The organism is Paraburkholderia sp. MM5477-R1, from assembly GCF_050436385.1.
Classification (GTDB): Bacteria; Pseudomonadota; Gammaproteobacteria; order Burkholderiales; family Burkholderiaceae; genus Paraburkholderia; species Paraburkholderia tuberum.
In genome coordinates this window covers 1102236-1128298 of record NZ_JBNDMC010000006.1, presented here as the reverse complement: position 1 = coordinate 1128298, position 26063 = coordinate 1102236, and the positions used below count along the sequence as shown (strand labels likewise).

The window sequence follows — 26063 nt, the reverse complement described above, 5'->3', positions numbered from 1 at the left end:
GCGCGTGAGTAGATAGTAGACGAGCGAGCGGCACACGCATTGAAAAAACATGCGTACTGGACGCGCTTTTCCACGTTTCGCGCCACGCAACCATTCGGGCTACTGAAGGAAACGCGGGCGCAGCCGGCGAGATGTAACCTGCCGGCACGGAAAGCCGCCGGCCAATGAGGCGGAAAAACGTAATCCGGCCCGATCGGCGCCGGTCAGGTCAAATGTGTAACGGAAAGACGACTATTCCAGTGCTGGTTCAGATATTCGAGCGCAAACATCCGGTGGCAATGATGTGGTAAATGTTCACTGCAAAGCAGGCAAGCCGATTCGAATAGCGCGATATCCAGATTACTTTCCACGCGGGCGGCGCGCGATGAGGTCGAAATATTCCTCCCGAAAGTTCTCCCAGCTCAATTGCTTGCCCTGGTAGCGTTTGAGCAGGTCCGGCTCGGGAGCCAGTTCCGGTATTTCCACGTACGCCGCATTGCACAACTGGTCGAGAAAGTAAGGCAGATCCTGCTTTTTCGCAAAGCCCGCGAGTTGCGACGTGTTGTTCAGGCGAACGTCGAGCACCGTGCGCACATGGGCGTCCTTCAGCAAACCGAAGAATTTCTGGGCGCTCTTGCCGGTAAAACCAATGCTGGCCACCTGCACGCTACTTTTGTCACGGTTCATGGTGAATCCCCTGGCAGGCCATTCGGCGCCGATAAAAAAGCCTCGCTGCGATTGGCGCAGCGAGGCTCGGGTGTCAGTGCATCTTTAGCGCCGCTCGCGTGCTTTATTTGACGATGTCGACCAGTTCGACTTCGAAGGTCAGATCGGTATTCGGCGGAATCGGGCCGACGCCGCGATCGCCGTATGCGGTCGCCGCCGGGCACGTGAGTCGCGCCTTGCCGCCGACTTTCATCTTCTGCACGCCTTGCGTCCAGCACGGAATCACGCGATTGAGCGGGAACGTGGCCGGCCCGCCATGCTTGGCCGAGCTATCGAATTCGGTGCCGTTGGGCAGCGTGCCGCGATAGTTGACCTTTACCACGTCGGTCGCGGACGGTTGCGGGCCCGTGCCTTGCGTCAGATGTTCGACGATGACGCCGGACGGCAGCTTCTCCGTGGTCGGCGCGGCAGCCATCGCGGTCGAGGACAGAACGGCTGCGGCCAGCAAAGCAACGAGTGATTTCAAAGCGAATCTCCAGTGGGGTAGTCCGTTTGATTGTAACGGATCGGGTGTCGGCCGAGGCTCCCACATATTGCCCGATGCCGCGGGTCGTTGCGCGCCCATCAGGAACCTCGCTGAGCCGTCGCGCGACCCCGCGGTCCACATGAACGTCCGGCGCGAGTCGCCGGCAAGCGAATCCGCCACACTTGTTGAGAGCGCTTTCGATGACCGAGCCGGCCCATTCCGACGACCCCGCTTGCGATCCCTGCGCAGCGCCAGCCCCCTCCGACGAGCGCGTTCGCGCACCAAGGCCGCGCCGGATTCCGCGCAGCCGCGCGCAACACGCGCGGCTCGATGCGCGCGAAACCCGCGTTCGAACCGCTACCGTTCCCCTCGTATTCACCTGACGACGCGCGCCGCCTGTTCGCCGACAAACTCGCGCTCGCGCGTCTCACCCATTGGCGGCCCGGCTTGCAGGTGTGGGGGCTGTCGGCGACGCTCGGCAATCTGTCGTTCGCGACCGAGGTACTGCTCGCGCCGGTCGCGACGCCGCGCGTCAGCGTGCACGGCGCGCTGCCGAAAGCACTGATCGTCGACACGATCATTCCCGACACGATCGAGCGCTTTCCGTGGGGCGGTCATATGGGCATGCGGCAGGTCGATGCGGTCGCACGCGCGATCGACGAAGCACGCACGTCGCTCGTCTTCACGAACACGCGCTCGCAATGCGAGGTGTGGTACCAGGCGCTGCTCGAGGCGCGCCCCGAGTGGGCCGGAGTGATCGCGCTGCATCACGGCTCGCTCGATCAGCAGGTACGCGAGTGGGTCGAACGTGGGTTGAAGAACGGCTTGCTAAAGGTTGTCGTGTGTACGTCTAGTCTCGACCTCGGCGTCGATTTTCTGCCGGTGGAACGCGTGTTCCAGATCGGCTCGCCAAAAGGCGTCGCGCGCTTGATGCAGCGCGCGGGCCGCTCGGGACATGCGCCCGGTTTGCCGTCTCGCGTGACGATCGTGCCGACGCATGCGCTCGAATTGATCGAAGCGGCGGCCGCGCGTGAAGCCGTCGACAAGCGGCAGATCGAAAGCCGCGATACGCCGCAAAAGCCGTTCGACGTGCTGGTGCAGCACCTCGTCACCGTTGCGATCGGCGGTGGCTTCGACGCGCTTGAGCTGTACGATGAACTTCTGCATACCTATGCATATCGTGATCTGACGCAGCAGGAGTTCGACTGGACGCTGGGTTTCGTCGAAGGCGGCGGCGCGACGCTGCGCGCATATCCCGACTACCATCGCGTCGCGCGCGATAGCGACGGTCTGTACCGCGTCCCGCGCAACGATCTCGCGCGCCGGCATCGCAACAACATCGGCACGATCGTCGCGAATGGCACGTTGAACGTTGCGTATCTATCGGGCGGGCGCATTGGTGCAATCGAGGAATCGTTCATTTCGCGGCTCAAGCCCGGCGATGTGTTCACGTTCGGCGGCCGCGCGCTCGAACTGATCCGCGTTCAGGACATGACGGCGTGGGTGCGGCGCGCGAGCTCATCGCGTGGCGCAATGCCGCAATGGGCCGGCAGCGGCATGCCGCTATCGTCCGAGCTCGCCGACACCACATAACTCGTCGTCGAGCTGCTCAAATCGCGCGAGGGTCACCACTTCTTCTGCTATCCGTTCGCGGGACGCATTGCGCATATCGGAGTTTGCGCTCTGCTCGCGTGGCGAGTCGCGCGCGACAAGCCCGGCACGTTTTCGATTTCGATCAACGACTACGGTTTCGAATCGCTGTGCGCGCAGGCTTTCGATTGGGCCGCGCAATTAGAGAATGGCCTGCTTTCACCTGACGAACTCGATCACGACATTCTTGCGAGCCTCAATTCGTCCGAACTCCCCTTGCGACGTTTTCGCGAGATTGCACGAGTGTCGGGACTCGTGTTTCAGGCGCATCCGGGACAGCAGAAGAGCGCGCGGCAATTGCAGGCATCGAGCGGGCTTTTCTACCAGATCTTTCGTCAGCACGATCGCGGCAATCTACTGCTGGGCCAGGCCGATACCGAAGTACTGCTGCAGGAACTCGACGTGCGGCGCATTCGTTTTGCGCTCGAACGAATGAACGCGAACCGCGTCGTGCTCACGCGGCCCAAGAAGCCGACCCCGTTCGCGTTTCCGTTGATCGTCGGACGCCTGCGCGAAAAAGTCAGCACCGAGAAGCTCGCCGATCGCGTCGAGCGAATGCTGGCCGAGCTCGAACGGGCGGCGCAACGATGAAGCCGACCTCGCTCGCGATCGACGTCGGCGGACGACCTCTCGTGCTGTCGAGCTTGCGCGCGTGTTTCGATCCGGCGCTGCGCGCGCTTTTTATCCCGATGCGCATTTCGGCAAGGATGCGGTGTTTCGCGCGCGCGGCATTCCAGTGCCGACGGGTTCGACCGCGGAGAATTTGCTGCGGATCGAACGTCTGATCACCGAGTTCGAGCCGGCGACGCTGGTGATTCTCGGCGATCTGCTGCATGCGCGCGAGTCGCTGTCGACGCTCACGCTCGATGCGTTGCACGCGTGGCGCGCGCGGCATGCGTCGAGGCGCGTGGTGCTCGTCGAGGGCAATCACGATCGGCATGCCGGTGCGTTACCGCTTACGTTGGATGTCGAGTCCGTGCGCGAGCCGTGGCATATCGGGGCCTGGGCGCTGTGCCAGCGCCCGCATGCGGTCGATCACGCGTATATGCTCGCGGGGCATGTGCATCCGGTCTTTCGGATCGCGACGCGGACCGATTCAGTGCGCGTGCCGTGCTTTCGCTTTGGGATCGATCGGGGGGTGCTGCCGGCGTTCGGTAGTTTTACCGGAGGCGCGCGTGAGACGGGGCGCGTTCTGGGGGAGAGGGTTTTTCTGGTGGTACAGCAAAGAGTGATCGAGTTGAGGAGTTGAGTGGACGGCGGGGGCCGTCCATTTTGTTGCCTGGTTGGTTTTTTGTTTGCGGATTGGTTGGCCGGTTCGCTGGCTGGGTTTTTTGCTGGCTCTTTCGCTGCAAACTCCCCGCGGCGCGCGAGCGCGGTCGGTGTGGAGGCCGGGCGGCGCCGGCCTCCACCCTCGGGAGCCCCGCAAGCTTCGCGGGACTCCTGCCACTGGTTAGTGGTTGCCGCCGCCGTGGCCACCATTGCCGGAGCCACCGCCGCCGTAGCCGCCACCGTGGCCGCCGCTGCCTTGACCGCCGCCGTTGCCGCCGTTGCCGCCACGGCCACCGTGGCCTCCGTTGCCGGAGCCGCCGTTGCCCTGGCCACCGCCGCCTTCACCGCCATGGCCGCCGTTGCCGTAGCCGCCGTTGCCCTGGCCGCCACCGCCTTCACCGCCATGGCCACCGTTGCCGGAACCGCCGTTGCCCTGGCCGCCGCCTTCACCACCATGGCCGCCGTGTCCGGAGCCGCCGTTGCCCTGGCCGCCACCGCCCTCACCGCCATGGCCACCGTTGCCGGAACCGCCGTTGCCCTGGCCGCCGCCTTCACCACCATGGCCGCCGTGGCCGTAGCCGCCGTTGCCCTGGCCGCCACCGCCTTCACCGCCATGGCCACCGTTGCCGGAACCGCCGTTGCCCTGGCCGCCGCCTTCACCACCATGGCCGCCGTGGCCGTAGCCGCCGTTGCCCTGGCCGCCACCGCCTTCACCGCCATGGCCGCCGTTGCCGGAACCGCCGTTGCCCTGGCCGCCACCGCCTTCACCGCCATGGCCACCGTTGCCGGAACCGCCTTTGCCTTCGCCACCGCTGCTGCCGTGGCCGCCGTCACCATGACCGCCGTCACCGTGGCCGCCGTCACCGTGGCCGCCGTCACCGTGACCGCTGTCACCATGACCGCCGTTACCGTGACCGCCGTCACCGTGACCGCCGTCACCGTGGCCGCCGTCGCCATGACCGCCGTCGCCATGACCGCCATCGCCATGACCGCCATCGCCATGACCGCTGGCGCCGTGGCCGCCATCGCCGCGGCCGCCGTCACCGTGGCCACGACCGCCATCACCATCACCACCTTGGCCATGGCCATGACCGCCATCGCCGGCACCATCACCGCCGTGCCCATGGCCATGGCCGCCATCGCCGTCACCATCGCCAGCGTGACCATGACCGTGACCGCCATCGCCGTCACCATCGCCAGCGTGACCATGACCGTGACCGCCATCGCCGTCACCATCGCCAGCGTGACCATGACCGTGACCGCCATCGCCATCACCATCGCCAGCGTGACCATGACCGTGACCGCCATCGCCGTCACCATCGCCACCGTGGCCATGTCCATGGCCGCCGTCGCCGTCACCATCACCGCCGTGGCCATGACCATGGCCGCCATCGCCGTCACCATCACCACCGTGGCCATGTCCATGGCCGCCGTCGCCGTCACCATCACCGCCGTGGCCATGTCCATGGCCGCCGTCGCCGTCACCATCACCGCCGTGGCCATGACCATGGCCGCCATCGCCGTCACCATCACCGCCGTGGCCATGTCCATGGCCGCCGTCGCCGTCACCATCACCGCCGTGGCCATGACCATGGCCGCCATCGCCGTCACCATCACCGCCGTGGCCATGTCCATGGCCGCCGTCGCCGTCACCATCACCGCCGTGGCCATGACCATGGCCGCCGTCGCCGTCACCATCACCGCCGTGGCCATGTCCATGGCCGCCGTCGCCGTCACCATCACCGCCGTGGCCATGTCCATGGCCGCCGTCGCCGTCACCATCACCGCCGTGGCCATGACCATGGCCGCCATCGCCGTCACCATCGCCGCCGTGCCCATGCCCATGCCCATGCCCATGACCATGACCATGACCATGACCACCATCCCCACCACCGTCCCCGCCGTTATCACCGCCTCCGGTACCGCCGCCATCGCCGCCCGTGCCGCCATTCCCCGAGCCATTCCCGCCACCACCGCTACCCGCGCCGCCGTTACCGTTGTCGCCGGCACCGCCATTGCCGTTGTTGCCGCCGGTATTTCCCGAGCCCACCCCGCCCGGGCCGGAATTAGCCGAGCTATTCCCGCCACCGCTTCCCGCGCCCGTGCCCGTCGAGGACGTCCCGTTGCCCGCCGGCGAGCCGGTGGGCGATGTCGGGCCGAGCCCCGCCGCCGCGACGCCGAAGGCGCCCGCCCCGAGCTGCCCGAATCCCTGCGACGTGCAGCCCGGCCCGCCGCCCGACGGACATCCGCCGTGCACGCTAGCCTCGGCGAGCACCATCACTGCGGGATTCGTTGCCGGCGCGGCGGTGCTTCCCGAATTCGTCTGCGCACCCGCCATCGCCGCATAAAGACTGACCGCGACCGCCAAAGCCGCCCGTCGCGTTCCCAATATCCACGCGTCCCCGTTTTGCTTCTTCATTTCACTCTCCGAATTATTTCACCAAAAAGACCGGTCCAATTAACGAGTGAATCTCCGCTCGTCAACAAAACGAAAAGTCAAAGCCTTTGCGCAGCTTCGCTTTATGCGAATTAAAAAATCGTTCGCACTAAACACTTCTCTCACGGAAAATCCCCGGTCCGATTTGGCGTGCTTCGAGAGAATCGGCTGGCCGTGCGCGCACGTGATCGTGAGAGCCGCACAGCGAGGCTTGATGGACGTTGAAGTTATTCGCAGCGCAATCGCTCGACCGTGCGCTAGACCACGCAATGCGATATTGCCGATACGGCCCGTCAGGCGGCGTTAAACGACGATCCGCCCGCCAAATCCGCTACTCCACATTCTTCAGACAGGTAGTTAAAAAATCTCGCGCCCAGTGCAATCTGATCAGAAAAAAGAGAATTAGCCTTCGGTTTTATCGGACAAATATGGACCATTTACACATTTGGTTTTATTCATGTGGCCATTCGCACATAAAAATAGAAATAGGAAAAACCCAATGAGAGCAACCCAATAGACAACGCAATGAAAATCACCGAAATGCGCGTGCGAAACATTACGCGTCGTCGGGCAATGCGCGTGCGTCGCGAAAATCGCTGTCGCGATGTGCGCTACCTCGCACAGTCGTCGAACATGTGCCTCGGTCGCACGCGATCACGAGCCACGCCCATATGCAAAGTGTCGTGGCACAACCACCAGCGCGTCGGATAACCAACACATCGGCGCGCACGCTTTTCCCGGAGCATTCCCACCATCTTCGGCGGTACCGCCGCGTATCGTCGTTGCCCTGCCCGCAAAAGCCTGTCCCCGCGAGCCACCGCGCGGGATCGCCCACGAACGCGGGTAAACCTTTGTTTGACTTCGACGCGTCGCCCCGTTTACTGCACGCAGCCGAACCTCTCAATCCGCTTTCATTCACCGCCCGCATTTTTGGTTGGTCTGCGGAGCAGCGTTCTGCGAGCGCCTTCCCCTCTTCGACGAGGTACAACATGGTTACTATCTCCAGCAGCGCGGTCGACGAATTCAAATCCGGACTTCGCGGTCCGCTTCTGCTGCCCGACACGCCGGGCTTCGACACGGCGCGCAGCATCTGGAACGCAATGATCGACCGTTCTCCCGCGATGATCCTGCGCTGCGCGGGTGTTGCCGACGTGCGCCGCGGCGTCGCCTTCGCGCGTGACAACGGACTGCCGCTCGCGATTCGCGGCGGCGGCCACAACATCGGCGGTAGCGCTGTGTGCGACGACGGCCTCGTACTCGATCTGTCCACGATGAAATCGGTGCGCATCGACCCGCAAGCGCGGCGCGCCTATGTCGAACCGGGCGCGACGCTGCACGATCTCGATCACGAAGCGCAGGCATTCGAACTCGCGACGCCGCTCGGCATCAACTCGACGACCGGCGTCGCGGGTCTGACGCTCGGCGGCGGCTTCGGCTGGTTGAGCCGCCGCTACGGCATGACGGTCGACAACCTCGTCGCGGCCGACATCGTCACCGCGGACGGTGAATTGCGCCGCCTGAGCGCCACTTCGCACGACGATCTGTTCTGGGCGATTCGCGGCGGCGGCGGCAATTTCGGCGTCGTTACGCTATTCGAGTTCGCGCTGCATGAGGTCGGCCCGCTCGTGTACGGCGGCCTCGTCGTGTTGCCGCTCGCCGACGCGAAGGAAGCGCTGATCAAATACCGCGATGCCGTGCCCGCGATGCCCGACGAGCTGGCCGTCTGGGCCGTCGCGCGGCTCGCGCCACCGCTGCCGTTCCTGCCGCCCGACGTGCACGGCCAACCCGTGCTGGTGTTCGCGATGTGCTACAACGGGCCGGTCGAAAAAGGCCCAGCCGCGGTGGAAGCCGTGCGCGGCTTCGGCAAGCCGCTCGGCGAACATCTCGGTCCGATGCCTTATGAAGTTTGGCAACAGGCCTTCGATCCGCTGCTCACGCCGGGCGCGCGCAACTACTGGAAGTCGCACAACCTCGCCACCATCGACGATGGACTGATCGACGCGCTGATCCGTGCGATCGACACACTGCCGTCCGCGCAATGCGAAATTTTCTTCGGCTTGATCGGCGCGCAAACGCAGCGCGTGGCGGTCGACGCGACCGCTTACCCAAGTCGCGAGACGCAATACGCGATGAACGTGCACGGCCGCTGGGACGATGCGCGCGACGACGAGCGCTGTGTCAAATGGGCGCGCGACTTTTTCGACGCGGCGCGCCCCTTTGCGCTAGGCAGCGTGTACGTCAACTTCATGACTCAGGAGGAAGGCGGCCGTATCGCGGATGCCTATGGGCCCAACTATGAGCGGCTCGTCGCCGTGAAGGACCGCTACGATCCGCGCAACCTGTTCCGTCATAACCAGAACATTCGCCCAACGGCGTAGCGACGACGCGTGACGGAAAGCGGCGCAAAAACCCGAACTGCAATGGCCGCGCCGCTCTCGCGCAAGGCGGCGCGGCCATTGGGCACGCCACCTGCTATTTGAGCGGTGGGCGTCCGCGATGCGAACGTCGCGGCACGCCGCCGCCTGGCTGCGATGACCGCGCGCACGGAACCTCCAGCGTGCATATGAGAACAAAGCAAAGCAGGCGACTCGCCGCACTCTTCCAAAACGTACAACACGCGTGAGAAACGCAAAGGAAAACCGTCATGCGCAGACGACAATTCATCATGACCGGCAGCGCTGCATTGGCCGTCGCAGGCCTGAGCCTCACCGGTTGCACGACGACTTCGCCGTCCTCGAACGCATCGCCGTCTGCCAACGCCGGCAAGCGCGACACGATCAACGCCGGCGTCGACTCGACGCTCGCGCGTCTCTACGAAAACGTCGACGGTGCGCGTGAGCTCGTCGCGAAAGCGCGCGGCGTGCTGGTGCTTCCATCGGTGATCTCGGCCGGCTTCTGGGTCGGCGGACAGTATGGTGAAGGGGCGATGCGCATCGGCGGCCGCACGGTCGGCTACTACAGCACGGTCGCGGGCTCGTTCGGGTTGCAGATCGGCGCACAGTCGAAGGCGCTCGTGTTTCTGTTCATGACGCAGGAAGCGCTCGACGAATTCATGCACAGCCAGGGCTGGGCAGTCGGCGCGAATGCGACCGTCGCCGTGCTGAAAGTCGGCGCGAACGGCGCGGTCGATTCGTCGACCGCGACGAGCCCGGTGCAGGCTTTCGTGCTGACCAACGGCGGCCTGATGGCCGGCGTGTCGCTCGAGGGCACGAAGGTGTCGCGGCTGATTATCTGAGTATCTGAGCGGAGCTTTCCCTCTTGCGGATTTGTGGCGCGAGCGCGCCGCGCGATCGCATGACAGATCCGCGCGGCGCGTTCGGGCCATGGCGTTCCCGCCCGCTTCGCCAGCGCCGTTCATCGCGCCACGGTAGAATTCACGCCTTTCGTCAACCGTCCGCGCCCAGCGGACGCAATCCTTCGCGCAGCCGCGCGTTGCCACGCCAGTCCAGCGCAGCCCATACAAGCCTCAGCATTGCGCTCGCGCGCCACCTCGTAGAACATGAACACCGCTAGTCCAGCTTCCGGTCGGCCCGCCTGGCTGTCCGGCATTCGCAGCAACGTGCTCGCAGGCTTGACCTCGTCGTTCGCGCTGGTGCCCGAATGCATCGCCTTTGCGCTCGTCGCCCATCTGAATCCGTTGATGGGTCTGTACGGCGCATTCTTTATCTGCACCGTCACCGCGCTATTTGGCGGACGTCCCGGCATGATTTCGGGCGCGGCGGGCTCGATGGCCGTCGTGATCGTCGCGCTCGTCGTCGAGCACGGCGCGCAGTATCTGCTTGCGACCGTGATCCTGAGCGGCCTCCTGATGATCCTGTTCGGCATATTGCGGCTCGGCAAACTAATCCGCATGGTCCCGCATCCGGTCATGCTCGGCTTCGTCAACGGACTCGCGATCGTCATCGCGACCGCGCAGCTCGCTCACTTCAAAACGCTCACGCCGCACGGCGAAGCCTGGCTGCACGGCAGCGCGCTCGCGACGATGTGCGCGCTCGTCGCGCTGACGATGGCGATCGTCTATCTGCTGCCGCGACTTACGCGAGCCGTGCCACCGGCGCTCGTGGCCATTCTCGGCATCGGCCTTTTCACGCAGCTGCTGCATCTGCCGACGCGCACGCTCGGCGACATGGCGCATGTCGCCGGCAATCTGCCGACGCTGCATCTGCCCGACGTGCCGCTCGATCTCGAGACGCTTCGCATCATCCTGCCGTACGCCGTGCTGATCGCGATCGTCGGTCTGCTCGAAACGCTGCTGACGTTCAACCTGACCGACGAAATCACCGAAACGCGCGGTCAGCCGAATCGCGAATGCGTCGCGCTCGGCGCGGCGAACCTCGCATCGGGGCTGTTCGGCGGCATGGGCGGTTGCGCGATGATCGGCCAGACCATGATCAACCTGAATTCGGGGGGACGCTCGCGGCTGTCGGGAATCGTCAGCGGCGTGATGATCCTGCTGTACATCCTGTTCCTGTCGCCGCTGATCGAGCGAATTCCGCTCGCGGCGCTGGTGGGCGTGATGTTCGTGGTCGCGCAGCAAACCTTCGCGTGGGGATCGCTGCGCGTGCTCGGCAAGGTGCCGCGCAACGACGCGCTCGTGATCGTCGCGGTCACGGTCATCACCGTGTTTGCCGATCTCGCGATCGCGGTGATGTGCGGCATCGTGATCGCCGCGCTCAACTTCGCGTGGCAGCACGCGCGCGAAATTCACACGCATGCCGAGGATCGAGCGGGCCATAAGACCTATGTGCCGCGCGGCACGCTGTTTTTCGCGTCGACGACGCGCTTTCACGAGCTGTTCGATCCGGCGCGCGACCCGGCGAGCGTGACCGTCGATTGCAGTCACCTGTTGCTCGCCGATCATTCGGCGCTCGCCGCGTTGCAGGGTCTGGCCGAGCGCTATCGCAAGGCGGGCAAGCAATTGCGCATGAAGAATCTGTCGGAGCGCAACCGCCAATTGTTGAGCCGCGCGGGGATCGGCCTGGCGTGAGACACGCACCGCGTTGCGAGCCCGCGTGCGGTGAATTCTCGCGCGCGTCGACAACGCGGCCTGGTGCCTTAGCGCTGCTCGGGCAACCGGAACACCGCGATCGCCGCCGACAACTGCCCGGTCTGCGTCTTCAGCACATCGGCCGCCGCGCTCGCCTCCTCGACGAGCGCCGCATTCTGCTGCGTCGTCTGATCCATGCTCGCGACCGCGATGTTGACCTGCTCGATGCCCGAGGTCTGCTCGGCCGACGCCGCGCTGATCTCGCCCATGATGTCGTTGACACGACGTACCGCCTGCACGACTTCCTGCATCGTGTCACCCGCGCGTCCGACGTGCTCCGAACCGCCCGCGATCTGCGCGGCCGATTCCTCGATCAGCGCCTTGATCTCCTTCGCGGCCGCCGCGCTGCGTTGCGCGAGCGTGCGCACTTCGCCCGCGACCACCGCGAAACCGCGGCCCTCCTCGCCCGCGCGCGCCGCCTCGACGGCCGCGTTCAACGCGAGAATATTGGTTTGGAACGCAATCCCTTCGATCACGCCGATGATGTCGCCGATCCGGTGCGACGATTGTGAAATCCCGCGCATCGTGTCGATCACCTGACCGACCACCGCGCCGCCGCGCGCCGCGGTCTCCGACGCGTTGTGCGAGAGCTGGCTCGCCTGCTTCGCGTTGTCGGCGTTCTGACGCACGGTCGCGGTGATCTGCTCCATGCTCGACGCGGTCTCGCCGAGCGCGGCCGCCTGCTGCTCGGTGCGGCGCGACAGGTCCGAATTGCCCGCGGCGATCTCGTTCGATACCGACGAAATCAGCGTCGCGCCGGCGCGAATCTGCTCGATCGCCTGCGCGAGACGCTGCTGCATCCGTTTCATCGCGGCGAGCAGGCTCGTGCTGTCGCCGGCCTTCGCGTCGACGACCACGTCGAGGTCGCCGTCCGCGATACGCGACGCCATCTGCAGCGCGTACGCCGGTTCGCCGCCAAGCTGACGCAGAATGCTGCGCAGAATCACGCCGATCACCAGTGACACGAGCGCGCAAAGCACCACCGCCGCGATCACGTATTGCACGAGGGTGCGGTAGAACACGCCGTCGATGTCGTCCGTGAAGACGCCGGTGACGATGGTCCAGTCCCACGGCTTGTAAAGCCGCATGTAGTTGATCTTCGGCGCAAGCCTGTCGGTGCCGGGCTTCGGGAACTGCAGATGAACGAAGGCCTCGCCTTCGCGCTGCGTTTGCTCGGAGCCTTCCTTGAACACGTGGCGGCCGTCCGGATCGGTGACGTTGGTCATGTCCTTGCCGACGAGGTCGGCGCGCGTGGCATGCATCAGCACGTGCGCCTGGCTGTCTTCGAGCACGAGATAGCCGCCGGCACCGTCGTAGCGCATTGCGCGCAGGTCGTCCATCGCGGCGCGCTGCGCGTCGGCGAGCGGCATCGTGCCGGCCGCGACGAGCGCGTTGTAGCGATCGAGCACGCTGTACGCGATGCTGACCACGTTTTTCAGCTCGCCCTCGCGATCGGCGATCATCGTGTCTCGTGTCTTGAACGCCCCCCACAGGCCGATCGCCAGAATGCCCATGCACATCACCGCGAGCGCGAGCCACAGCCGCACTTTCAGGCGAAACCGTTCCATCTTCCGTATCCCTTGTCGTGGTCGGCGGCTGTCCGCGCGAACGGACGCCGCAAACGTTTCATGTCGTTGTCGGGATTAACGGCGCGACGGAAGAAAACTTCAGTGCGGCTTCAAGGTTGCGGGTTTCCGTCCGCAGGCAGGGTCAGCGCCGCCACCTCGCAGCGCGGCCATTGCCGCAGCACGTCGGGCGACATCAGCAGCTTGGCCGCGCGCACGCCGGCGCCCATCACGATCTGCGCACGCTCCATCACGGCGGCGTCGACGAGGATGCGCCAGTCGGCCGGCAGACCGAACGCGGTAATTGCGCCGAACTCCATCTGGCTATGCTCGACCGCCGCCTCGCGCTTCGCGAATGACAGCCGCTGTGCGCCGAGCGCGGCCTTCACCGCGCCGTTGATGTCGAGCCGCCGCGAGCCGAGCGACACGAGCGCCGCATAGTGCTCGCCACCCTCTTTCCTGTAGCGGATCACGATCGTGTTCGCGCAGTCTTCGAGACCGAAGCCGTAGCGAGCGCTGAATGCGGCGGTGTCGGAGGCGTCGTCGGTGACGGCGAACACCGTGATCCCGCGCGCCGGCAATTGTTCGATGACGTGCGCGGGCAGATGCGCGCTCCACTGGTCGCGCTCGATGACGTCCAGTTGCTGTACGAGTTCGTGCGAATGCATGATGAGCGGAAAGGTGACATTAACCCGCTGCATTCTAGCGGTACGCGCGGGCGGCCGCGAAACGGGCCGCAAAACAGGCCATGAACGCAGGCCATGCAGCGCGCCGCTTAACTTGTATAGTGACGGGCACGAGGTTTGCGAAAGGCAATGAAGCAAACACCCTGAAGGCGCCCTCACGATTCAGACACGATCATGGACATCGACACGCTCTCTCGCGAGAACCTCCAGCAGGCCGCGCGTCATCAGGCCAATTGGGCGATGGGTGCACTGCGGCAGTTCGCGGAGAACCGCTGTCCTGCGTTGGCGGCGAGCATCGCGTTCTATGCGGCGTTTTCGCTCGCGCCGACGCTCGTGATGGTGCTCGCGGTGGCCGGCTGGTTCTTCGGCCCGGCGGCCGCGCGCGGCGAGCTGTTCGGCCACATCAACGGCCTGATCGGCGACCAGGCCGCGGCCGGCGTGCAGACGATCGTCGAGAACGCGCATCACGCGGGCGCCAAAGGCGGCATCGCGACGATCATCTCGTTCTCGCTGCTGGCGATCGGCGCGTCGGCGACGTTCTCGTCGCTGAACAGCGCGCTCAATATAGTGTGGCCGTACAGCGGGCCGCGCACTTCCAGCTGGATCGCGCTGGTGCGGGTGCGACTGATTTCGTTCGGGCTCGTGCTCGGCGTCGCGTTCCTGCTGATCGTGTCGCTGGTGCTCGATACGGTGATCGTCTTTATCGGCAACTGGCTGTGGGGCGACTCGCCGTATGTCGTGATCGGCAATCTGCTGCAGCTCGGCGTCGGGCTGTTCGTGCTGATCTTCGCGTTCGCCGGACTGCTCAAGTTTCTGCCCGACGCTCGGGTGCTGTGGCGCGATGCGGTGGTGGGCGGCATCGTCGCGGCCGTGTTGTTCACGGCTGGCAAGAAGCTGTTCGCGCTGTATCTCGCGCATGCGGGAATGGCCAGCGCGTTCGGCGCGGCCGGCTCGCTCGCGGTGCTGCTGATGTGGCTGTACTTCTCGGCGTTGGTGCTGCTGCTCGGCGCGGAGTTCTCGGCGGCGCGCGGCCGGCTGCACGATCCGCGTGGTGGCTGGGGCATGCAGGGCGAGTCGCCGCCGGGCAGCCGCGCGAAGCTCGCGTCGGTACTGGCGGCATCGACCGTCGCGGCAAATGCCGCGCCGTCTGCTCCCGCTGCTGTGGGTGTTGCCAGCCAAACGGCTACGCCGCTGCCCGCGGGAATCAACGCGGCGGCGCAAAGGCGCTCCGCGCATGAGACCGCGGTGGACGTTACGCGCAAGGTGCTCGACGCCGAAGCGCAAGCCACCCGTTTCGCGGCGTCCGCCCTCGTCGAAGCGCGTCGCCAGGCGACGGCCGCCGACCGCTACGTGCGACGCAACCCGTGGACCTCCGTGCTGCTCGCGGCCGCCGCGGGGCTCACGGCCGCGGCCATGGCGCGCCGTGGCGCCGACCGGCGCTGAAGCGGGCGCTTCACACCACGCTACCGTCCATACCCTTATAGATGCACGTGTTGCGCCGTCAATCCAGTCGATTGCGCCTGGACACACAACGCGCCCCTTCTGTCCAGCCTGTCTAGTCCTCTCGTCAGCCGTCTCTTTTATGATTTCACTACAAAGGCGAGTGGACGTGTAGACGACTAGATTACATTTAGCATGCAAATCGATGCTGATAGTGTGTTCGTTCACCCAGTCACTATCAACAAATCAACAATAATGCACATCAGACCAATAAATGTTGCGCAAATGGAAACAATCGCTGAGAGCTTTAAATACAAGGGTTTGCATCGATTGTCAGTTTTTGGCGACACTCTTTTTTTTCCGTTTCTACCCCGCCGAGCCGCTGAGCTATTCTGCTTTCCGCAACAACGAACAATCATCTGCGTGGAGAAATGGATGAAACGAATCGCACTGTCTACCCTCTCACTGGCGCTCCTCGGCGTCGCCGGTATCGCTCACGCGCAAAGCAGCGTGACCCTGTATGGCGTGCTGGATGAATCGGTCCAGTACGTGAACAACGCTACGCCCAACGGCGGTAGCCTCGTACAAATGTTTGGCGGCAACCTGCAAGGTAACCGTTTCGGCCTGAAGGGCACGGAAGACCTCGGCGGCGGCCTGAAGGCAATTTTCCAGTTGGAAAACGGCTTTGACATCAACTCCGGCAAGCTCGGTCAAGGCGGCCTGATGTTCGGTCGTCAGGCTTACGTCGGTCTGACGGGCGACTCTTGGGGCACCTTCACAGCTGGTCGTCAATACGACCCGCTGGTCGACATGATCCAGCCGCTGACGGGCGACAACTACTTCGGCAGCACGTTCGCTACGCCGGGTGACGTCGACAACAACGACAACAGCTTCCGCGTGAACAACTCGCTGAAATATGTGTCGCCGGTGTGGTCGGGCTTCCAGGTCGAAGGCATGTACGCTCTGGGCGGCGTCGCAGGCGCGACGGGTTCGGGTCAAACGTGGGCCGGCGCAGCAACGTACGCAACGGGTCCGTTCAGCGTCGCGGGTGGCTACCTGAGGACTGACAACGCAAGCACCAACCTTCCTGTCCGCACGGGCTGGAACAGCACGACGGTCCCCGGCGCTACGTTCGACACGCTCTCCCCGAACAACGCAGGCATCAACCAGGCTTACACCACGGCGAAGTCGATCAGTATCGCTTCGGCAGCTGCTCAGTACGTGACGGGCCCGTTGACGGCTAACCTGTCGTACAGCAACGCGCGCTACAAGCCGGACGCACAATCGGCGTTCACGTCGACGCAGATCTTCAACGTCGGCCGCGTGTACGTCGGCTACCAGATCACGCCGGCAGCCCTGCTGGGTATCGGCTACGCGTACACCCGCGGTACGGGCGACGCGAAGGCAACGTACAATCAGGTTTCGCTGGGCGGCGACTACTCGCTGTCGAAGCGCACCGACGTGTACACGGTCGCCGCATGGCAGCATGCAAGCGGCGACCAGCGTGATCCGGCTACGGGCGCACTCGTTTCGTCCACGGCTTCGATCGGTTCGTATGGCAACCAGTCGAGCACCAGCAACCAGGTCATGGTCAGCCTCGGTATCCGTCACAAGTTCTAATCGGACTTCGAATCGGACCTGCTACGCAGCTGACGGGCTGCGTAGCCAGAGACCAGAAACCAGCCAGAGGCGATGCCGATGGCTGGTTTTTTTTCGTCCTGAGGTTGTGGTGCGGGCCCGAGCGAGCCTGACCCGCGCTCCGAACCCAACGCAGCTAGCGCCGCTGCGCCTTGCCCTTGTCGGCCTGCGCGAGAATCTGCGCGGGCGACACATCGTGCTCATGCTCGACGCCATCGGCGCCGACCGGCGCGCGATATAGCACCAGCGCCCGCTCCGACTGCGGCGACGGCGCATCCAGCGACCGCTGCCAGTCCGGATCGGGAATCTCGGCGAACACCTGGCGCAGACGCTCGCCCCACGTGCGGTGAAGCATGTCGAAGTACGCGTTGTCGCGATCGATCGACACGAACCGCGTGACCCGCAGCGCATCCTTCTCGTACACGAGCAGATCGAGCGGCAAGCCCACTGACAGGTTCGAGCGCAGCGTCGAGTCCATCGAGATCAGCGCGGACTTCGCGGCCTCGTCGAGCGGTGTGGACGGCGTCAGCACCCGGTCGATGATCGGCTTGCCATACTTCGCCTCGCCGATCTGGAAATACGGATTCACGGCCGACGCCTCGATGAAATTGCCCGCCGCGTAGATCATGAAAAGGCGCATCCGGTTGCCCGCGATCTGGCCGCCGAGAATGAAGCTGCAATTGAAGTCGACACCGAACTTCTGCATCGCCTCGGCCTCGCGCTCATGCACGCGACGCACCGCGCTGCCGACCACGCGCGCGGCGTCCGCCATGGTCGGCACGCTCCACAGCGTGGGCTCGCTGGCATCGGCGGGCTCGGACAGCTCGTGCAGCACCGCTTGCGTGATCGACAGATTGCCGGCGCCGAGCAGCACCAGCATGCGTTCGCCGGGTTGCTCGAACACCGACATCTTGCGCGCGGTACTGATGTGATCGACGCCCGCATTGGTACGCGTGTCGGACAAAAATACGAGGCCGTCGTTGACGGCCATCGCTACGCAGTAAGTCATAAGGAATCCGCGGAAGGCAAAGGAACGGGGCTATTGTAATGCGGCGCACAGGCGCCTTTTATCCGTGTTTACGGCCCTTTTTTGCAGCTTTTTGGCAGCTGATTCCGAACACGTGGCAGGAATGTTAAATGCGGTCGCGCGCGTTGGCGTTGCAACGCGGCTACTGCGACATCTGCGCGCTGACCGCCACCGCCACGTGAAGCTCCTCTTCGAGTCCGCCGATGCGTCGGCCGCGCACCGGTGCCGCGGCCTCATAGTCACGGGCGACCGCGAGCCGGCAGTAGATCTCGCTGGCAAACCCGGCATGCGTGACGTCGATCGAAATCCACCCTTTGCCTTCGAGCCAAACGTCGACCCACGCGTGACTCGCGCCATGCGGCACGTCGCCGGGTTCGATATATCCGCTTACGTAGCGCGCCGGCACGCCGCGCGCGCGGCAGCACGCGAGCATCAGATGCGCATGGTCCTGGCACACGCCGTTGCCGAGCGCGAGCGCCTCGGCGGCCGTGCTCGTGACCTCGGTCACGCCGGGCCGGTACTGCACGCGCTGCACGATCTGCTCGGACAGCGTGAGCAGGCTTGCCGGGCTCGCCAGATTCGCCACCGACTCCGCCAGTTCGCGGATCGCGCCGTCGGCTTCGGTCAGACGCGTCGCGCAGGTGAAATGCTCGAGCGGAATCGGGCCGGGCGGATCACCCAGCACGCCGTCGACGAGCGGCATCGTGTCCACCTCGCCCGACACGCGCAGATGAATCTCGTCGTGCGGCTTGTTCATGACGAGCGTGTGCAGCACGTTGCCGTAGGCGTCGAGCGTCGCGTCGAGCTTGCCCGGCGCGTCGATGTTCCAGCGCCGCACGGTCTGTCCGGCGCCGCTCGCGGGCGTCAGGCGCAACTGCTGGATCGAATAGTGAACCGTCGCTTCGTAGCGGTAAGAGGTGTCGTGGCGGATCGTCAGGTACATGAGAAAACTCCGTCAGGCCACTGGCAGCATCAGATAAGTACGCGCGACCAGATTGCCCAGATCGAACACGCGAGCGAGGAACTGCGTCAGATAGGCGTGCAGACCGCTTTCGAAAATCTGCCGGATGTCGGCATACAACAGCTCGGCGCGCAGCTTGCCGGCGAAGCGCTCGCACTGGTTCGAGCCCGATGTGCGCAGCATCGCGAGATTGCTGCACACGCCGTCGAGCGAGGCGAGCAGCGAGCGCGGCATCTGCTGATTGAGGATCATCAGCTCGACGACGCGCGCGGGCGTCACGACGTCGCGATATACCCTGCGGTAGATCTCGAGCGCCGACACCGAACTCAGGATCGAGGTCCAGTAATAGAAGTCCTCGAGCTGGCGCGCCGCGTCGCGCGAATTCGGCTCGACGTTCGCGAAACGCACATCGAGAATCCGCGCGGTGTTGTCGGCGCGCTCCAGATACGTGCCTAGCTGCGTGAAGAAGAACGCGTCGTCCTGCAGCGCGGTGCCGATCGTCACGCCGCGCGACAGATGCGAGCGGAACTTGACCCACTCGAACAACGAGCCCGGATTGCTCGCGGCCTGCCCGCTCGCGAGCCGCTCGTTGAATTCGAGCCACGTGTCGTTGATGGTTTCCCACCACTCGGTCGTCAGCGTGCCGCGCACCGCGCGGGCGTTTTCACGCGCGGCCTGCAGGCACGAATGAATGCTCGACGGATTACTTGCGTCGGCGATCATGAAGTCGAGCATGTGCTCGCGCGTCGGTTCGTCGTAGCGCTGCGCGAAGGCGCTTTCGAGCTCGGAGATGCGCAGCACCGAGCGCTGCGCGCGAGCCTCCTGTTCGGCCGTCTGCGGCAGCAGTTGCGCCTTCAGGTTGATGTCGAGCATGCGGGCGGTGTTCTCCGCACGCTCCATATAGCGGGCCATCCAGAAGAGGTGATCGGCGGTTCGGCTAAGCATGACGACGTTCCATGTCTGTGATCTGAACGCGCGAGGCCTTCGTCAGCGACGAAGGTCCGCGCTGGTTATCCGTTGAGCGCCAGCGCGCATCAGGTTGCGAGTGTCACGCCCTGCTCTGCTCTGTTGCGAGCGAGGCGAGAAGCGAGGCGAAAAGCGCGGCGGCAACCGCGTCAGTCGACCATCCAGGTGTCCTTGGTCCCGCCTCCCTGCGATGAATTGACGACGAGCGAGCCCTCCTGCAACGCGACCCGCGTGAGGCCGCCCGCCACCATCGTGGTGGTCTTGCCCGACAGCACGAACGGCCGCAGGTCGATATGGCGCGGCGCGATGCCCGATTCGACGAAAGTCGGACACGCGGACAGCGCCAGCGTGGGCTGTGCGATATAACCGGCCGGACGCGCGATCAGCCGCTCGCGGAAGGCCTCGATTTCGGCCTTCGTCGAGGCGGGGCCGACCAGCATCCCGTAGCCGCCCGCGCCGTGCACTTCCTTGACCACCAGCTCCGGCAGATGCGCGAGCGTATAGGCGAGATCCTCGGGCTTACGGCACTGATAGGTCGGTACGTTGTTCAGAATCGGCTTTTCGCCAAGATAAAACGCGATCATGTCGGGCACGTACGGGTAGATCGATTTGTCGTCGGCGATGCCGGTGCCCATCGCGTTCGCGAGCGCGACGCGGCCGGCGCGATAGGCGGTGAGCAGACCCGGTACGCCGAGCGCGGAGTCGGGGCGAAACGCGAGCGGATCGAGAAAATCGTCGTCGACGCGCCGGTAGATCACGTCGACGCGCTTCGGTCCTTGCGTGGTGCGCATGAACACGTAGTTGTCGTCGACGAACAGATCCTTGCCTTCGACGAGCTCGACGCCCATCTGCTGCGCGAGGAACGTATGCTCGAAATACGCGGAGTTGTACATGCCCGGCGTCAGCACGACGACGACCGGATCGTCGACGCCCGCGGGCGCGACCGAGCGCAGCGTATCGAGCAGCAGGTCGGGATAATGCGCGACCGGCGCGATGCGGTTCTGCACGAACAGCTCGGGGAAGAGCCGCATCATCATCTTGCGGTTTTCGAGCATGTACGACACGCCCGACGGCACACGCAGATTGTCTTCGAGTACGTAGAATTCGCCTTCATCGCCGGCGCGCACCACGTCGACGCCCGCGATATGCGCGTAAACACCGAGCGGCACGTCGACGCCCTGCATCTCGGGACGATACTGCGCGTTGGTATAGACCTGGTCGGCCGGCACGATGCCCGCGTGCACGATGTTGCGATCGTGATAGACGTCGTGGATAAACAGATTGAGAGCCTGCACGCGCTGTCGCAAACCCGCTTCGAGCGTCTGCCATTCGCCGCGCGGGATGATGCGCGGAATCAGATCGAAGGGAATCAGCCGCTCGGTGCCCGACAGGTCGCCGTTTACTGCGAACGTGATGCCGACGCGCCGGAACAGCAGGTCCGCTTCCGCGCGCTTGCGTGCGATCGCTTCATCGCCCTGACTGTCCAACCATCGCTCAAAGCGCGCGTAATGCGGCCGTACGCCATCGGCGTGATGGCGCATCTCGTCAAAGCATCGCATGTCAGCCCCAGTCTTGTTGTCAAATAGAAGGCGAATGCGCTGCGCATTCGGTATTCGACCTTCGATCAAGCAAGCGTTATGCCATTGAATGTGTCGGGATAAAGCGCGTTGACGTGCCCGCTAATGGCGCATCCGCAGGGCGTCGGATTGCCTTGATCGTACTGTCGTGGCTCATGATGCGCCAGTCAGGTGCGTGTGCGCCATCAGGGAGCACACTATGAGAGGCGCGCTTGCCGTTTCGCCAATGGACTCGACGCGCACTACGAAGCGAGCGCATAAAAAAAGTCCCCGTGAATCTTCATCCACGGGGACTTCGATCACCTGCATGCAGGCGCTTTTTCACGCACTCAAACGTCAGGCATGGTTAAACACAACAGCGCCATGCCGACGCCTGAGTCGTGCGAGCAACGCGTTCAGGCTGCCGCTGCGTCCTTCAGCTTCTTCAGCGCGCGTGTCTTGATGCGCACGCTGGCCGGCTTGGCCGGGAACCAGCGCTCTTCACCCGTGAACGGGTCCTTGCCGAAGCGCTTCTTCTTCGCCGGCACAGCCTGCACGACGATCTTCAGCAGACCCGACAGCGTGAATTCGCCAGCGCCCTTCTTGTGCACCGTGCCGAGGATCGTGTCTTCGAGCGCGGCCAACACGGCCTTGGCGGTCTTCGGTTCCACTGCAGCGCGTTCAGCGATGTGAGCTGCCAACGAGGCCTTCGTGAAGGTGTCCTTGATCGGCGACGGTGCGCCAGACGCCTTCACGGCGACCTTCTTGGCTGCGACGGCTTTCTTCGCAGGAACTTTCTTTGCAGCAACCTTCTTGGTCGGTACCGGGGCAGCAGCCTTCTTGGCCACCTTTTTTGCGGAAGTCGGCATGTTTCTCCTACCTGTTGTGGTCAGTGAATTGCTCGAAGCGCACACCGTATGTGCACGCTTCAACGCCGGATTCTACAAGCGCTAAAGCGATTTGCGCGACTCTTTTATGTATTGCGATGAAGTTTTTTGCGCGGCGCCGACGGTGCAACACGTTTTAGTCCCTGTTTTAGCGCCTAAAACGTGCGTGGCGAGCTCTTTGACATGCAGGAGTAACGCTCGTTACAGTTCGTTTCGGCCGTGGATTCGAGGTGGTTGCGTCGGGGCGAGCCGGTGTTTTCGCCCCTTGAAACAGGGCATTTTCTTCGTTTGACGCGTCAAGCAACGCACCCCCCAACGTTTCGACGATGCCTGCGCCTCGCTTGCGGCGAGCTCCGTTTCAGCGTGCGATGCGCTGCAGGATATCGGCGAGCGTCGTCAGCGCCGTGTCGATATGTTCGGCCGCGATGCTGCCATAGCCGAAGATCAACCCAGGCTGCGGTGTCACGCGATGGTGAAATGGCGCGAGTCCATAGAGGCCGATCGACGCTTCACGCGCGGCGGCAACGAGCACCTCTTCGCCGAGCGACGCCAACGGCCCCTTGAGCCGCGCCGCCAGATGGATGCCGGCGGTCGGCACGATCGGCTCGAACCAGCGCGCGAGAGCGCCTTGCAGATGCTCGAGCAGCATCGCGCGGCGGGCCGCGTAAGCCTTGTGCATGCGCCGCAGATGGCGCGCGAAGTCGCCATTGAGCATGAACGACGCGAGCGCCGTTTGCGTCAGCGTGCAGCCGTGACAATCGGCGATCTGCCGCGCCTTCAGCAGCGGGCCGTGCAACGACGCGGGCGGCACCAGGTAGCCGATCCGCAGCTCGGGGAAGATCGTCTTCGAAAACGTGCCGACGTAGGCGACGAGGCCGGCGCGATCGAGGCTCTTCAGCGGCTCCATCGGCCGGCCTTCGAAACGGTACTCGCAGTCGTAGTCGTCCTCGATGATGACCGCGCCGCGCTTTTGCGCCCATTCGAGCAGTTCGACGCGACGCTCGAGGCTCATCGGCATACCAAGCGGAAACTGATGCGAAGGCGTCACGTAGACGAGCCGTGCCTTGTCCGGCAGTTTGCCGACGATCAGGCCTTCGCGATCGACCGGTACCGGCACCACGCGCGCGCCGGTCACCTTGAAGCATGCATGAGCGGGCGGGTAGCCGGGGTCTTCGATGGCCGCGATTTCACCGGGCCGCAGCGTGATGCGCGCCATCAGATCGAGCGCGTGCTGCGCGCCCTGCGTGACGATCACGTCTTCCCAGTTGCTCGACACCGCACGGTTGAAAGCGAGGTAGCGCGAGATCGCTAGCCGCAGCTGCTGCTCCCCCGCGGCGTCGCGATAGGTGCCGGGGCTGCGCGCCTGGCCGCGTAGCGCATGATTCACGCAGCGGCGCCAGACGTCGAAGGGAAACAGCGTCTTGTCGGTCGCGCCGCCGATGAAGTCGAGCGGCGACGGCACCGACGGCCGCGGCAACGGCAGACTGTCGGGCATCTGCTCCCACAGCGGCTGCGCGCGCGCGGCGGCCTTCGCTTGCGCGGCGGCCCGCTCGCGCGAACGAGCCGCCGCGCGCGCGTGGGCGGAACGCTCGGCCGGCAACCGTTCGAGTCCGTCGGCGACGAAGGTGCCCGAACCGGCGCGGGCGCTCAGATAACCTTCTGACAGCAGCCGCTCGAATACGTCGAGCGTGGTCTTGCGCGACACACCGAGCTGCGTCGCGAGATCGCGCGTGGACGGCAGACGCGTGCCGCCGGCAAGGCGCCCTTCGAGAATGCCCGCGCGCAACTGCCGATAAATCTGTCCGGACAGATCGTGATGGCCTTCGACCGCGATGTGAATGTCCATTCGGGTGGTTACCTCAAATAACGGCGAAATGGTTATTTCGACCGACCAGTGGCGAATGCAAGCTTACCGCCACGGACGCCCGACGCGCGAACGCGCGGCACTCGAATCGACGGAGGCGCTGACGCTGGTCGCGCAAACGCGCGTGCCGGATACGGTATGGGACGCGGTGAAGCCGCATTTCAGCGAGCAGGAAATCAGCGACCTGACGCCGCTGATCGTTGCGATCAACGGCTGCAACCGCATTGCGGTCCCGTTCAGGAAGATGCCGGAGTAAGCAGCGGCGCGTCTTCGCGGAGCTTCAGAAGATCACGGAGACCGCCACCGCGAGCCAGATCGCGGTCACGCCCGCGAGAAACAGATGCCGCGCGATACGCACGCGTGAGTCGCTGTTCTCCGGCTCGACGGGACTCGTCGCCATCCATGGCACGAGGCCCAGGCACGCGAAGCCGGTCAGCGCGAGCACAAAGACCACGACGTCGGCCTTGTGCCAGGCAGTCGGCTCATACATACCCCAGTAGCCGAGAAACACGATGCCGATCGAGAACACGGTCGCGGAAGCGGCGCTGAGCGCGGGCACCGATCCAGTTGGAGCCGGCATGCTTGACCTCCGATCGTCAGGTTGCGGCGGCGCTCGCGTGCGTCGCGCCATCCGCCCGATCCGCGTTCGCGTCGGCCGCGGCGAGCCGTCAGGAAGTGCGGGTCTGGCGAGCTTCGTACGTCTTCAGATGACTATAGGCGATGCGCAGCAGCGACACGCCGTGTTCGCCCTTTTGCGCGTCGCCGCCGCGCGAGATCAGGTCGCCGAGGATATGATCCGCCTCGGTGTGCGAGCGGTTTTCGACGTCGCGCAGCATCGACGCGGTCAGCGGCGACGGCGTCAGCAGCACCTGGGTGGCGCGTACCTCGAAGTCCGCGGCCATCGTGAAGCCGTTGTGCTCGGCCGCCGCGCGGCATTCGCCGAGCAGATTCTCAATCACGCGCTTGCCGTCCGGCGCAGCCAGGATATCGCCGACCGAACCGCGCATCAAGCACGTACTCGCGGCCAATGTGGCGAGGAACACCCATTTTTCCCACATGCGCAGCAGGATGTTGTCGCTGATTGCGACGTCGAAGTTCGCGCCGGACATTGCATCGGCAAGCGCCTCGGTGCGCTCCGAGGTGCCGCCCACGAGTTCGCCGAACGTGATCGCGTGCATGTCGTTCAGATGCACGATGTGCTGCTCGGCATCGAGCGTCGCGGCGATCACGCACTGACCGCCGAGCACTCGCTCCTTGCCGAAGCTCGCGGTCAGCACGTCGATATGGCGCATGCCGTTGAGCATCGGTAGGATCAGCGTGTCTTCGCCGACGAACGGCGTGAACGAATCGATCGCGTCGTCGAGACTGTAGGCCTTGCAGCTCAGCAACACGAGGTCGAACGGCTCGGCGGCGACACCGGCCAGTATCGTCTTCACGTCGGGCAACTGGAGATTGCCGCGCGGGCTGTTGATGACGAGGCCGTCGCTCCGTAGCTTTTCCGCGCGACCGGCGCGTACGAGGAAGGTCACGTCCTGCCCGGCCGCGGCCAGACGTCCGCCGAAATAACCGCCTACCGCGCCCGCTCCTACTACCAGAATTCGCATCTTGAGCCTCTTGAAAGATTTCGATTTGCCGATCATGCGCGTCGCTGGCGGACGCATCTTCATGGTGCCGCGTATTCGGTGCTTGTGCAGGAATGTAGCAAAGATTGGAGGATCGGTTCAGGGGAGCGTTGCCGGCAGGCGGGTGGTGTCGGCCAGATGGTGCGTGCGAGGCAACCCGACCCAGCCGAGCCGCCGCGCGAATTCCGGAAGACTCAATGCGGAAAGGGCGCACCAACTCGTGACGATTGCGAAACGCTTGATCGGACTTCAACCCTCCCATACGCTTTCATGTCGC

The 26063-nt window shown here is 64.6% G+C and carries 17 protein-coding genes and 4 pseudogenes; 9 read left to right on the top strand and 12 right to left on the bottom strand.

Annotated elements, in window-relative coordinates:
• Positions 1-203: 203 nt before the first annotated feature.
• Together OKW35_RS23535 and OKW35_RS23530 are read right to left on the bottom strand one after the other, a co-directional pair.
• A pseudogene (locus OKW35_RS23535) lies at positions 204-564 on the bottom strand (DUF488 family protein).
• A gap of 205 nt (positions 565-769) precedes the next feature.
• The gene (locus OKW35_RS23530) at positions 770-1120 is read right to left on the bottom strand and encodes an FKBP-type peptidyl-prolyl cis-trans isomerase (protein ID WP_373685682.1); all 351 of its coding nucleotides are present in this window, start codon (positions 1118-1120) and stop codon (positions 770-772) included.
• A gap of 459 nt (positions 1121-1579) precedes the next feature.
• Between OKW35_RS23530 and OKW35_RS23525 the strand changes: the two are divergent.
• The 6 genes and pseudogenes from OKW35_RS23525 to OKW35_RS23500 all read left to right on the top strand — a co-directional run.
• A pseudogene (locus OKW35_RS23525) lies at positions 1580-3412 on the top strand (helicase-related protein); the annotation flags it as partial.
• Positions 3409-4070: pseudogene (gene pdeM / locus OKW35_RS23520) on the top strand (ligase-associated DNA damage response endonuclease PdeM). The pseudogenes OKW35_RS23525 and pdeM, both read left to right, overlap by 4 nt.
• A 219-nt stretch (positions 4071-4289) precedes the next feature.
• Entirely contained in the window at positions 4290-6623 is a 2334-nt protein-coding gene (locus OKW35_RS23515) for a hypothetical protein (protein ID WP_429553261.1), read from the top strand.
• Between the two features lie 893 nt (positions 6624-7516).
• Positions 7517-8905 carry an FAD-binding oxidoreductase gene (locus OKW35_RS23510; RefSeq protein ID WP_429553260.1) on the top strand — a complete coding sequence of 463 codons (1389 nt, stop codon included), beginning with the start codon at positions 7517-7519 and terminating at the stop codon, positions 8903-8905.
• A gap of 266 nt (positions 8906-9171) precedes the next feature.
• Positions 9172-9762 carry a BPSL1445 family SYLF domain-containing lipoprotein gene (locus OKW35_RS23505; protein ID WP_429553259.1) on the top strand — a complete coding sequence of 197 codons (591 nt, stop codon included), beginning with the start codon at positions 9172-9174 and terminating at the stop codon, positions 9760-9762.
• 264 nt (positions 9763-10026) lie between these two features.
• A complete protein-coding gene (locus OKW35_RS23500; protein ID WP_429402756.1) occupies positions 10027-11514 on the top strand; it encodes a SulP family inorganic anion transporter in 1488 nt (495 codons plus the stop codon).
• Positions 11515-11582: 68 nt separating this feature from the next.
• On the opposite strand, the gene OKW35_RS23495 is transcribed toward OKW35_RS23500, so the two are convergent.
• Together OKW35_RS23495 and OKW35_RS23490 are read right to left on the bottom strand one after the other, a co-directional pair.
• Complete coding sequence (locus tag OKW35_RS23495) at positions 11583-13142, bottom strand: methyl-accepting chemotaxis protein (protein WP_429553258.1); 1560 nt, start codon at positions 13140-13142, stop codon at positions 11583-11585.
• Positions 13143-13252: 110 nt separating this feature from the next.
• A complete protein-coding gene (locus OKW35_RS23490) occupies positions 13253-13807 on the bottom strand; it encodes a YbaK/EbsC family protein (RefSeq protein ID WP_167368715.1) in 555 nt (184 codons plus the stop codon).
• A gap of 192 nt (positions 13808-13999) precedes the next feature.
• On the opposite strand from OKW35_RS23490, the gene OKW35_RS23485 reads away from it, so the two are divergent.
• Complete coding sequence (locus OKW35_RS23485; RefSeq protein ID WP_429553257.1) at positions 14000-15268, top strand: YhjD/YihY/BrkB family envelope integrity protein; 1269 nt, start codon at positions 14000-14002, stop codon at positions 15266-15268.
• Between the two features lie 432 nt (positions 15269-15700).
• Complete coding sequence (locus OKW35_RS23480) at positions 15701-16885, top strand: porin (protein ID WP_429553256.1); 1185 nt, start codon at positions 15701-15703, stop codon at positions 16883-16885.
• A 154-nt stretch (positions 16886-17039) separates the two neighbouring features.
• Here the strand turns inward: OKW35_RS23480 and OKW35_RS23475 are convergent, their stop codons facing one another.
• From OKW35_RS23475 to OKW35_RS23450, 6 genes are all read right to left on the bottom strand, one after another.
• Complete coding sequence (locus OKW35_RS23475; RefSeq protein WP_429333518.1) at positions 17040-17912, bottom strand: peptidase; 873 nt, start codon at positions 17910-17912, stop codon at positions 17040-17042.
• A gap of 160 nt (positions 17913-18072) precedes the next feature.
• A complete protein-coding gene (locus tag OKW35_RS23470; protein WP_090807138.1) occupies positions 18073-18873 on the bottom strand; it encodes a transglutaminase family protein in 801 nt (266 codons plus the stop codon).
• 12 nt (positions 18874-18885) lie between these two features.
• Entirely contained in the window at positions 18886-19836 is a 951-nt protein-coding gene (locus tag OKW35_RS23465; RefSeq protein WP_187619543.1) for an alpha-E domain-containing protein, read from the bottom strand.
• A 170-nt stretch (positions 19837-20006) separates the two neighbouring features.
• Positions 20007-21416 (bottom strand): circularly permuted type 2 ATP-grasp protein, encoded by a 1410-nt coding sequence (locus OKW35_RS23460; protein WP_429553255.1) that lies wholly within the window; start codon positions 21414-21416, stop codon positions 20007-20009.
• A gap of 413 nt (positions 21417-21829) precedes the next feature.
• On the bottom strand, positions 21830-22282 hold the full coding sequence (locus tag OKW35_RS23455; protein ID WP_090807144.1) for an HU family DNA-binding protein: 453 nt from the start codon (positions 22280-22282) through the stop codon (positions 21830-21832).
• A 376-nt stretch (positions 22283-22658) separates the two neighbouring features.
• Positions 22659-24146: a PLP-dependent aminotransferase family protein gene (locus tag OKW35_RS23450; protein WP_429553254.1), complete on the bottom strand. Its 1488-nt coding sequence runs from the start codon at positions 24144-24146 to the stop codon at positions 22659-22661.
• Positions 24147-24231: 85 nt separating this feature from the next.
• Between OKW35_RS23450 and OKW35_RS23445 the strand changes: the two are divergent.
• Positions 24232-24420: pseudogene (locus OKW35_RS23445) on the top strand (carboxymuconolactone decarboxylase family protein); the annotation flags it as partial.
• 24 nt (positions 24421-24444) lie between these two features.
• Here the strand turns inward: OKW35_RS23445 and OKW35_RS23440 are convergent.
• Both OKW35_RS23440 and panE read right to left on the bottom strand, forming a co-directional pair.
• A complete protein-coding gene (locus tag OKW35_RS23440; protein ID WP_184046613.1) occupies positions 24445-24744 on the bottom strand; it encodes a hypothetical protein in 300 nt (99 codons plus the stop codon).
• Positions 24745-24832: 88 nt separating this feature from the next.
• Complete coding sequence (gene panE, locus OKW35_RS23435) at positions 24833-25768, bottom strand: 2-dehydropantoate 2-reductase (RefSeq protein WP_184063518.1); 936 nt, start codon at positions 25766-25768, stop codon at positions 24833-24835.
• Positions 25769-26063 lie beyond the last annotated feature (295 nt).

Excerpts from the sequence above, each read along its gene's own strand:
- OKW35_RS23490 (WP_167368715.1), bottom strand. The coding sequence starts at position 13,807 with ATGCATTCGCACGAACTCGTACAGCAACTGGACGTCATCGAGCGCGAC.
- OKW35_RS23440 (WP_184046613.1), bottom strand. The coding sequence starts at position 24,744 with ATGCCGGCTCCAACTGGATCGGTGCCCGCGCTCAGCGCCGCTTCCGCG.
- OKW35_RS23450 (WP_429553254.1), bottom strand. The coding sequence starts at position 24,146 with ATGGACATTCACATCGCGGTCGAAGGCCATCACGATCTGTCCGGACAG.
- OKW35_RS23485 (WP_429553257.1), top strand. The coding sequence starts at position 14,000 with ATGGACATCGACACGCTCTCTCGCGAGAACCTCCAGCAGGCCGCGCGT.
- OKW35_RS23530 (WP_373685682.1), bottom strand. The coding sequence starts at position 1,120 with ATGGCTGCCGCGCCGACCACGGAGAAGCTGCCGTCCGGCGTCATCGTC.
- OKW35_RS23495 (WP_429553258.1), bottom strand. The coding sequence starts at position 13,142 with ATGGAACGGTTTCGCCTGAAAGTGCGGCTGTGGCTCGCGCTCGCGGTG.
- OKW35_RS23465 (WP_187619543.1), bottom strand. The coding sequence starts at position 19,836 with ATGCTTAGCCGAACCGCCGATCACCTCTTCTGGATGGCCCGCTATATG.
- OKW35_RS23480 (WP_429553256.1), top strand. The coding sequence starts at position 15,701 with ATGAAACGAATCGCACTGTCTACCCTCTCACTGGCGCTCCTCGGCGTC.
- panE (WP_184063518.1), bottom strand. The coding sequence starts at position 25,768 with ATGCGAATTCTGGTAGTAGGAGCGGGCGCGGTAGGCGGTTATTTCGGC.
- OKW35_RS23505 (WP_429553259.1), top strand. The coding sequence starts at position 9,172 with ATGCGCAGACGACAATTCATCATGACCGGCAGCGCTGCATTGGCCGTC.
- OKW35_RS23455 (WP_090807144.1), bottom strand. The coding sequence starts at position 22,282 with ATGCCGACTTCCGCAAAAAAGGTGGCCAAGAAGGCTGCTGCCCCGGTA.
- OKW35_RS23460 (WP_429553255.1), bottom strand. The coding sequence starts at position 21,416 with ATGCGATGCTTTGACGAGATGCGCCATCACGCCGATGGCGTACGGCCG.
- OKW35_RS23470 (WP_090807138.1), bottom strand. The coding sequence starts at position 18,873 with ATGTACCTGACGATCCGCCACGACACCTCTTACCGCTACGAAGCGACG.
- OKW35_RS23500 (WP_429402756.1), top strand. The coding sequence starts at position 10,027 with ATGAACACCGCTAGTCCAGCTTCCGGTCGGCCCGCCTGGCTGTCCGGC.
- OKW35_RS23475 (WP_429333518.1), bottom strand. The coding sequence starts at position 17,912 with ATGACTTACTGCGTAGCGATGGCCGTCAACGACGGCCTCGTATTTTTG.
- OKW35_RS23510 (WP_429553260.1), top strand. The coding sequence starts at position 7,517 with ATGGTTACTATCTCCAGCAGCGCGGTCGACGAATTCAAATCCGGACTT.